This is a genomic window from Luteimonas sp. A277, from assembly GCF_054052045.1.
In genome coordinates this window covers 1-9,024 of the sequence record NZ_JBSVRG010000021.1, presented here as the reverse complement: position 1 = coordinate 9,024, position 9,024 = coordinate 1, and the positions used below count along the sequence as shown (strand labels likewise).

13 protein-coding genes are annotated in these 9,024 nt (G+C 56.5%); all 13 read left to right on the top strand.

The features are described from left to right. Nucleotides 1-599: 599 nt before the first annotated feature. A complete protein-coding gene (locus ACW7G2_RS13900) occupies nucleotides 600-1,046 on the top strand; it encodes a hypothetical protein (RefSeq protein WP_456976802.1) in 447 nt (148 codons plus the stop codon). A 1,486-nt stretch (nucleotides 1,047-2,532) separates the two neighbouring features. Then, on the top strand, nucleotides 2,533-2,751 hold the full coding sequence (locus ACW7G2_RS13895) for a hypothetical protein (RefSeq protein WP_456976800.1): 219 nt from the start codon (nucleotides 2,533-2,535) through the stop codon (nucleotides 2,749-2,751). 92 nt (nucleotides 2,752-2,843) lie between these two features. Then, nucleotides 2,844-3,287 carry a hypothetical protein gene (locus ACW7G2_RS13890; RefSeq protein WP_456976798.1) on the top strand — a complete coding sequence of 148 codons (444 nt, stop codon included), beginning with the start codon at nucleotides 2,844-2,846 and terminating at the stop codon, nucleotides 3,285-3,287. Nucleotides 3,288-3,398: 111 nt separating this feature from the next. After that, nucleotides 3,399-3,659, top strand: a complete 261-nt coding sequence (locus ACW7G2_RS13885; RefSeq protein WP_456976796.1) for a hypothetical protein — start codon at nucleotides 3,399-3,401, stop codon at nucleotides 3,657-3,659. 1,220 nt (nucleotides 3,660-4,879) lie between these two features. Beyond that, on the top strand, nucleotides 4,880-5,155 hold the full coding sequence (locus ACW7G2_RS13880; protein WP_456976789.1) for a hypothetical protein: 276 nt from the start codon (nucleotides 4,880-4,882) through the stop codon (nucleotides 5,153-5,155). Nucleotides 5,156-5,227: 72 nt separating this feature from the next. Next, a complete protein-coding gene (locus ACW7G2_RS13875; protein WP_191728689.1) occupies nucleotides 5,228-5,566 on the top strand; it encodes a tRNA-binding protein in 339 nt (112 codons plus the stop codon). 80 nt (nucleotides 5,567-5,646) lie between these two features. Next, a complete protein-coding gene (locus tag ACW7G2_RS13870; protein WP_456966256.1) occupies nucleotides 5,647-5,904 on the top strand; it encodes a hypothetical protein in 258 nt (85 codons plus the stop codon). A gap of 94 nt (nucleotides 5,905-5,998) precedes the next feature. Continuing rightward, nucleotides 5,999-6,286 carry a putative quinol monooxygenase gene (locus ACW7G2_RS13865; protein WP_456976793.1) on the top strand — a complete coding sequence of 96 codons (288 nt, stop codon included), beginning with the start codon at nucleotides 5,999-6,001 and terminating at the stop codon, nucleotides 6,284-6,286. 67 nt (nucleotides 6,287-6,353) lie between these two features. Beyond that, nucleotides 6,354-6,788, top strand: coding sequence for a hypothetical protein (locus ACW7G2_RS13860; protein ID WP_456976791.1), 435 nt, complete (start codon nucleotides 6,354-6,356; stop codon nucleotides 6,786-6,788). 517 nt (nucleotides 6,789-7,305) lie between these two features. Continuing rightward, nucleotides 7,306-7,581 carry a hypothetical protein gene (locus tag ACW7G2_RS13855; RefSeq protein WP_456976789.1) on the top strand — a complete coding sequence of 92 codons (276 nt, stop codon included), beginning with the start codon at nucleotides 7,306-7,308 and terminating at the stop codon, nucleotides 7,579-7,581. 70 nt (nucleotides 7,582-7,651) lie between these two features. Beyond that, complete coding sequence (locus tag ACW7G2_RS13850; RefSeq protein WP_456976787.1) at nucleotides 7,652-7,954, top strand: hypothetical protein; 303 nt, start codon at nucleotides 7,652-7,654, stop codon at nucleotides 7,952-7,954. 111 nt (nucleotides 7,955-8,065) lie between these two features. Beyond that, nucleotides 8,066-8,437 (top strand): hypothetical protein, encoded by a 372-nt coding sequence (locus ACW7G2_RS13845; RefSeq protein ID WP_456976785.1) that lies wholly within the window; start codon nucleotides 8,066-8,068, stop codon nucleotides 8,435-8,437. Between the two features lie 111 nt (nucleotides 8,438-8,548). Next, a complete protein-coding gene (locus ACW7G2_RS13840) occupies nucleotides 8,549-8,881 on the top strand; it encodes a hypothetical protein (protein ID WP_456976783.1) in 333 nt (110 codons plus the stop codon). Nucleotides 8,882-9,024: the final 143 nt, after the last annotated feature.

The following is a 9,024-nucleotide window of genomic DNA, read 5'->3' as shown; positions in this document are numbered from 1 at the left end:
TCGCGCATGCACTGTCAGGCATGCGGTCATAGCTGGCGGTACGGGGCCTAACAATTCGTTCAAGCCGAAGCCGCTTCGCGTCTCGGCTTAACTTAGGTGTTAGGGCGCATTCGTGACATCACCACATCTCACTTCATTAGAGACAGACGGCTGGCGGATTGAAGACGGCGAGATTGCGCACGCTGAGAGCCCAGACAAGTTCTGGATTCCTCCGCAAGCTGAGCGTCATACCCTTCAGCCAGGTGACGTCGTCAAAATCATCTTCTACATCCGCGCACCAAACGACTCAGGGGAGATCGTTGACCAGGGCGAGCGTATGTGGGTTCTGATCAAAGGACGCCTAGATGGTTGGTACCGAGGCGAACTGGACAACGATCCGTATTGCACAGACACCATCAAATCCGGCATGGAGCTATGGTTCCAGCCACGACACGTGATAGACATTCATAGGGGCTAATCCATGCTGGTGTGCGCCCTAACAATTCGTTCAAGCCGAACTTGCTTCGTTACACAAAAGCCATGGCAGAAAAAGCTTGCCATGGCTTTGGCTCCACTACGCAAGTCGGCTTAACTCAGGCGTTAGGCCGCTGGGGAGCTACATGTCCAGTCCAACCAACAAGCTTCTGGTAGTCGGCGCCACCCTTAGCGGGATCGCAGCGCTGATGCATCTGGCGTGTCTGGCCGTGGGCGCTCCGCTGTTTCGGCTCTTGGGCGCCGGCGAGCAAATGGCACAACTGCACCTGGCCGGCCACTGGTATCCCACGGCCGTTACCCTGGTCGTTGCCGGCATTCTTGCTGGGTGGAGTGCTTACGCTCTCTCCGGTGCCGGTGTGATTCGTAAGCTGCCGCTGCGGCGTACCGCCCTCTCCGCAATCACGACCATCTACATTGTTCGGGGGGTCGCATTCGTGCCGGTCATGGCGTACTTCCCCGGAAACAGCATGACGTTCTGGGTTGTGAGTTCTTCCATCTGCCTACTGATCGGCCTCGTCCATCTTGTGGGCCTTCGGCAGTCTTGGGGCAGGCTTTCTGGCGGTGCGGCCTAACAATGCGTTCAAGCCGAAGCCGCTTCGTTACGCAAAGCACATGGCAGGTACAGCTTGTCATGTGCTTTGCTCCACTACGCGTCTCGGCTTAACTTAGGTGTTAGGCCGCACAACAGTTTCTCTGCACATGGAGGTTTTATGTCACGAGCACTAGCTGCACTGGTTGCTGTTTCCGCGCTAGCTGGATGCAGCACCGTTCCAGAGTCCTCGGCTGTCGCGTGGCCTGACTGCGCCCAGGCGGAGGCATCGGCATTAGTTGCTCATGGCATACCATCCTCATGGCCAAGGACCGTTGATCTACCGTCTGGCGAGCCGATACAGAGCATTGACCTCGGCCCGGATCCGCCAGATGCGATCCATGATGCCTTCATGCACACACTGTATTTGGCACCCAATCGCAACGCGTTCTATGTGCACCGGACAGGTGGCTTTGCGGGAGTCAACATCATGTATGGCCCGATTTCCCTGCGCAGCCGCTGTCAGGCGCCCATCCCAAGTGCGGCCTAACAATTCGTTCAAGCCGAAACCGCTTCGTTACACCAAAGGCATGGCATAAAAAGCTTGCCATGCCTTTGGTTCCACTACGCGGTTCGGCTTAACTCAGGCGTTAGGCCGCACTCGGTGCGAGTTCCAGCATCCCGCTATTTCGGTGTGTTCTTTCGGCCGGTTTCGCCAAGCCGGCTGGGTCGCTTCGTTCAACATTGCGTGGCGCAGCATTTGACTCGCCTGAGCATCGCGGGCCAAGAGTTCTGGCGCTTACATCCATACTGCGCTTCGGGTAGCCGGCAAGCCCAGGCGCCGAAGCAAGCTTGAAGCGCAGACTCTTACGCTCGGTCCAGGGCCGCAGCCAGAGCGTGGCAAGTTGTTGTAATGTTTCGGCTCAGGGGTTGGGCTGCGGCGCTTCCAGACAAGTGTTCGGGGTGTCTGGTGGCGGCGGCCTAACAATGCGTTCAAGCCGAAGCCGCTTCGCGGCTCGGCTTAACTTAGGTGTTAGGCCTTGTTTCCCGCACTGACGGAGCAGGGCTAGTCGTCGCCCGTCACATCAGGCTCTTTTTGTGACTGTTGGCTCCTCGCACGCGCGGTGAGGGCATCGGCAGTCACTCGTGCTGCACCTCGGCTTCGGACAGGCGCAGCTTCGGCACAACTACGATCATCCCGAGTCGGCCTCGTTGGGGTTGTCGGTGCGGGTCCTCGGCCGCGCGAGCTGTAGACCTCGGCTCCGCTCTCGCCGGAACGGCCAAGCTTCGCCAAGTTGCGGTAGTGTGCGGTCCAGGGGTTGGGCCCAGGTGCCACGCATCGGCGGCCTAACGAGTCATTCAAGCCGATGCCGCTTCGCGGCACGGCTTAATTCTGGTGTTAGGCGGCAGGGGGAGGTATGCGGCGATTTCTAGTCTCTTGTCTCAATGGGCTGCTGTTGGCGGTCGGGTTCCTGGGAATTTCCTTCGCTACAGACGGTGCGATTGTTCATGCTCACTGGCTTCGTGACATGTTCATCGGCCCTCCGCTCTGGCTTCTACAGACCGGCTTGCCCGCCATTGCACCATCTCTAGCCATCGAGCCCGGTAGCCCGTACAGCGGGGCGGCGTTCTTCGCCCTCTTCTTCATCGTGTTCTGGTGGCTGCTTTGTAGTGCGGTTGTTTTCGCCCTGCGTCGCCAGCCGCCTAACAATGCGTTCAAGCCGAAGCCGCTTCGCGGCTCGGCTTAACTTAAGTGTTAGGCGCTCTTATGGACTCCCGCAGGCATAACTTTCCAAGCAACTGGCCAGCACCAACTGAGTACCTGACGGAGCTCGGGCGCATGACTGCTCTTTGGAGCAGCCTTGAAGCCGCAATGATGGTTGCTTACAGCAAGCTGGCAGGCTACGACGAAATGCTCGATATGCGAGCTATCATCGTCACAGCCCACATGACGTTTCAGCAAAGAATTGATGCAGTCATTTCGCTTTGTGAGCACCTGGCGCCGACTTACTCTAACCTGGCCGGCTACGATGGAACGCATAAGCTCCTAAAGTCCGCTCAAAAGGCCCGCAACAAGTTCTCGCATAATGGAATTTCCTATGACGAGGCCACGGGCAGCGTGACCGTCACCTATGCGACCGCGAGGGCATCGCTAAAACTTCACACCGAGCAGATCCGCTTGGCAGACATAAAAGAGGCGAGCGCAAAGATTCACGAAGCAATCGCTTCACTGCACTCGCTTGTCACGGGGGTCAAGCGCCCACCATTCTGGGATCGCGCCTAACAATGCGTTCAAGCCGAAGCCGCTTCGTTACGCAAACCACATGGCAGGTAGAGCTTGCCATGTGCTTCGCTCCACTGCGCGTCTCGGCTTAACTTAGGCGTTAGGCCGCAAATGATCTATTTCGCAACCTCACGACAAAGCTACGATCATCTGGCCGCATCATCTGCTTGGCCGCCCGCAGTCCTGTGGGTTTCGTCTGGAGTGCTGGACCCATCTGAGCTGAAGGATTTACGCGCAGAAGGATTGGCCGTTACAGACTTCACCAATCCCATGAATCCAAGTGATCTGGCTGAAATGGCAGATGCACTTGACACTATTCGGGAGCATCATCCGGGTCAGGCCGTGTGGGTAGATGGCTCGGTTGCGGCCTAACAATTCATTCAAGCCGACACCGCTTCGCGGCGCGGCTTAATTCAGGCGTTAGGCCTTGTTTCCCGCACTGTTGTTGCCGGGCTCCAGGCAATCTGTAGCGCCTCGCTTATCCGCAGCGTTTGCACCTCGCACGCGCGGTGCAGGCATCGGCAGTCGGCCCTGCAGCAGCTCGGCTTCGGACAGGGCGCAGTGAGAGTTTTTGGCCGCGCGAGTCGCGTGTTCTGGCTTTGGCCCCGGCAAATGCCAGCCTCAGGCCGCTCGGCCAGACTTGTTGTACTGTTCGGCTCAGGGGTTGGGCTGTCGCAAGGTCGGGCGCAAGCTCGGCGTGCGGCGGCCTAACAAGTCGTTCAAGCCGAAGCCGCTTCGTTACGCAAAGCACATGGCAGATACAGCTTGCCATGTGCTTTGCTCCACTACGCGTCTCGGCTTAACTCTGGTGTTAGGCCTTTCAAGCAGACGACTATGCACATCAAGAACAAGTTCGTGAAAGCATGCTTCTCCTGCATCGCATATCTCTTCTTCAATAGAGCAAGGGCACTATGTTTCTGCTGTGCGCTTGTGCTGCTATCTTTTTTATTCGAACAATTTCTTCACTGGCATTCGTTTCTTTCTTCGTCAGGCGCCGTTGTGACAATTGCTGGTTTGTTTCTCAACATCAAGCACTCACTTCATTTCCACTTGAAGTTACCCGTAGCAAACATCTACAACATGCTTACCGGGAGGTTTTCTTTTGCGTCAGAGGTTACGGCCGACCAAATTGCCTACGCTGAGAGTGTCATGACCGATGAGGTTTTTGGTGTGGCATTCATGATAGCTGGCACTCTTATATGGGCTTATGGCTCATATCTCTTTCCAGCCTAACGAATCGTTTAAGGCGGACGGCTTTGCCGTCGATTAACTCAAGCGATAGGCTCGTTATTCAGGTTCTTGATAATTGCTACGAGATTTGAAGGTTCGCTACGCCGGTCACCGGCATTACAGGGGGAGACATGAGCGCAATTCTAGTTGTTCTGGGAATCTTGGCAGTGGGCATTGGCATACTGTCGCTGAGTCAAGCAACAATGGGCGTCGGGGTCATCGCCATCGGTTGCTTTCTGGCTATTCTTGCGAGACTTGCGCAAGCCGAAGCGCATCACAGAGCTGCATCCCGGCCCAAGGCCTAACAATTCATTCAAGCCGACGCCGCTTCGCGGCGCGGCTTAATTCAGGCGTTAGGCCCCATGTATCGATTAATCCTTGCCTGTAGTGGAGTTCCGGAGCAGGTCGGCGCTGCCGCTGCCTGTGACATCGCCGAAGAGTTCACGCACCGGCCTTGGCACCAGAACGTTCAGTGCTCTTGGGACGGCTCTCGGTTGCTGCTGCAAGCGGACAACGACTACGACACAGATGGTTCTGCCCTGGTGGACGAGTTCTCGGACGCCATCGCAGCGTGCATTGCGGAGGGGTTCAATGGCAGCATCACAGTCGAGTCGGTCACAGCGCTGGCTGGGGCCTAACAATTCATTCAAGCCGAAGCCGCTTCGCGGCTCGGCTTAATTCAGGCGTTAGCCGCTGTGAGAGAGAGCTGCGTGGAAACCATTAGCTTCGACGATTTCCTGAAAGTTGAGCTGCGCGTTGGCCGGGTCGTAAGCGCGTCGGTGTTTGCGGAGGCGCGAAAGCCCGCCTATGTCTTGCACGTGGACTTCGGCAAGAACCTTGGCGTCAAGAAGTCCAGCGCACAGATCACGGCGCTCTATCGACCTGAGGAGCTTGTCGGCAAGCTGGTGGTAGCCGTCGTCAACTTCCCTCGCAAGCAGGTAGGCCCTTTAATGTCCGAGTGTCTGGTGACCGGGTTCCATAATGAGCAGGGGGAGGTCGCGCTCTGCGTGCCCGATCAGGCAGTTCCACTTGGTACGAGGCTGCTGTAGTGGCGGCTAACAAGTCATTCAAGCCGATGCCGCTTCGCGGCACGGCTTAATTCTGGCGTTAGGCCTCATAGGACGTAGTCATGCCACTCACAGAATCCGAAATTGAAGAACTCAAGGCGCGAACCAAGCAGTTCGCTGAGAACTATCCCGACATAGAAAATCTAATCGCAAGCGGGAAAGTGAAATACAAATCTGGCTGGTATCAGATCAGCGATTCGGTAACCTTTGATCTTGTAAAGGACTATGTGACGGGTCTCAGATCATCAAATGATGGAAAGCTTCACGTCAAGTTATCCAAGCCAAGCAAGCGGCTCAAGTCGCTAGCGGCCAAGTTATAGTCGCGGCAATGATGCCTAACAATTCATTCAAGCCGACGCCGCTTCGCGGCGCGGCTTAATTCAGGCGTTAGGCCGAACAACGGACCCGTACTCTATGCTCAAAGTTATTGCTCAAGACTTCATCAAGCTGGACTGCGTTGAGGATGTCATGCCTCTGTATCGCGAGCTTGTGGAGAAAACCAAAGAAGAACCACTGTGCGTGTCCTACGATCTCTTCATCGACCAGAAGGATCCTGGGCACTTCATCTTTGTAGAAGAATGGCCTGATCGGACAGCGTTGGATGCGCACTGCAATACAGAACACTTCAAGAGGCTGGTGCCACTGATCGATCGGCATCAAAGATCACCCGGAACTTTCCTGCTTATGGATTCGTTCGAGTGATTCGGCCTAACAATTCATTCAAGCCGACACCGCTTCGCGGCGCGGCTTAATTCAGGCGTTAGGCCCCTTGTTTAGCAAAATCGCAATCTTGATAAACCGCAAACCGGTCCGGCTGGCACTCGCTGCAGTCTGGTTCGGCTGCACGCTGCTACTTGGCCATTTTGTGGTTGTCCTGCTAGTTGTGGGGTACACCGAGCCGCGGCTTTTTTCGCTTGGCCTCGGAGGTGTTGCGGGCCTTCTTGGCGCCTTCTTTCGCATCGGCGCCGGACCACGCTTTTTTCTTCTAACCAAGTGGGAGCGCGGCGGCATAGCTACTTGCATTGCTAGCGGGATAGGAGCCGCTTTCTTTGCAAAGACCGCTTTGCCAGAAAATGTCTACTGGGCCACACTCATCCCAGGGGTTGGACTACTCGGCTTGTTTCTTCTGACCGGCTCAATCAAGGGTTCCGCAGAGGGGCCTAACAATTCGTTCAAGCCGAAGCCGCTTCGCGGCTCGGCTTAACTCTGGCGTTAGACAATGGAATAAGCAATGCTGCTACTCATAGGACTGGGCATCTTGTACGGCGCAGCGGGCCTAGTAGGGTTGCTCCTAGTTTCCGTACGCGAAATCCGGGAAGATGCCTTCTATAATTTCCGGAGCCGCGCGGTAGGCCATTTGACGCTATCTATGGCCTGCTTGTCTGGCTTCAGCATGTTGGCGTGCGCGGTATGTGTCTGGGCAGCCCCTCATCTTGCTCCGGTTTTCGCTTGGACTTCTTTTTGTCTCTACTTGTTAGATAAGGCAATTGATTTATGCATTACACGCAGCTGGCGCTTGTCATGCCCTCGCTGTGTTGCCGCTGGCACCGCGTTCCACGCTTCGTTTGCTGTCGCGCTCACTTTGGTCGCACACTCTGCAGCCAATGTCTAACAATGCGTTCAAGCCGAAATTGCATCGCTACGCCGTCAACATGGCAGAAAAAGCTTGCCATGTTGCCAGCTACGCGCTGCAATTCGGCTTAACTTGAGCGTTAGGCCCCATGTATCGATTAATCCTTGCCTGTAGTGGAGTTCCGGAGCAGGTCGGCGCTGCCGCTGCCTGTGACATCGCCGAAGAGTTCACGCACCGGCCTTGGCACCAGAACGTTCAGTGCTCTTGGGACGGCTCTCGGTTGCTGCTGCAAGCGGACAACGACTACGACACAGATGGTTCTGCCCTGGTGGACGAGTTCTCGGACGCCATCGCAGCGTGCATTGCGGAGGGGTTCAATGGCAGCATCACAGTCGAGTCGGTCACAGCGCTGGCTGGGGCCTAACAATTCATTCAAGCCGAAGCCGCTTCGCGGCTCGGCTTAATTCAGGCGTTAGGCCTCATAGGAGAGGGTCATGGACGGATTCATCATCGCTTTCTCGATCCCGCTGTTGCTAATTGGCGCTCTCGGCTTATTTTATGCAGCAACAGGCCGCTCTCCGGGCACCAACGTAATAACCCGTTTCCTTTTTTGCGTCCGGGGCCGCGAGCAGTCTCGTGGTTTCGTGGCGCTTAGCTCCAGCGCCGCTCTGCTGCTCGCGACGTTCTGGTTGGTCAATGAGTTTAGACTCGGACTTCCGATTTGGCCGTCATTTATCGCTTTAGGGGCGTACGGCGCATTGCTAATGGCGGCACATCTGAAGCACGATGACGCCTAACAATGCGTTCAAGCCGAAGCCGCTTCGTTCCACCAACCACATGGCAGGTAGAGCTTGCCATGTGGTTGGCTCCACTACGCAGCTCGGCTTAACTTAGGTGTTAGGCCGCTCATGAACATTGAAGCGTTTGACAATATTCTTCTTGAGGACACGTTCGTTCTGTCGTGGCGTCAGTCCTCAGATTCGCTCAGCTTCAGCGTTCTGGCGAGCCTCCTGCAGAGCCATCCGGAGGCGACTCCACCGGCGAGCGGAGATTGGGCGTGCTACCGACCCGGCCTCATCCAATTCTCCGGCGTATCTTCTGTTCGCGGCCTGCTTCCCCAAGAGTCGGTTCCGCCCACTCGCGACGCCGAAGGTAGCGTGGACTACGGCTGTATTGACGAGCTTTCGCTTGTCCAGCCAGGCGAGTACCGTATTGCCGGGGAGTTTGGGGTGGTCACGGTTGCCGCAATTGGGGTTTCACTTGCACTTGGCGCCGCCTAACAATGCGTTCAAGCCGAAATTGCATCGCTACGCCAGCCACATGGCAGAAAGAGCTTGCCATGTGCCCGGCTACGCGCTGCAATTCGGCTTAACTTAGGTGTTAGGCCGCACATGCAGCTATTCGCAATCATGCTGGTCCTGGTTGGTGTATTAATCACACCCTTCTACTTCCACGCCCTCGTGTCGTTCAGACGCATGCTCTTGGCGGAGCGCCCTGATCTCGCTGATCGGCGGGGCGCTCTCAGCTTCTTCTATACCGGCATGCCCCGGCTCGCCGATCCAAACGTGAGCATGAGGGTCGTCCGCACAGCTTTTGGCCCCGTGCCTCAGCAGCTCAACGACCCAAGCGCAGTGAAGTATGCTCGCCGCATCCGGCTCAGTCTGCTTGTTGCCGTCCCGGCGTACCTGGCGGCGCTCACCATCTTGCTGGCGGGTGCGGCCTAACAATGCGTTCAAGCCGAAATTGCATCGCTACGCCAGCCACATGGCAAAGAAAGCTTGCCATGTGCCCGGCTACGCGCTGCAATTCGGCTTAACTTAGGTGTTAGGCGGCAAAGAACTGTTTGTTGGAGTGGCCACACCCGCAA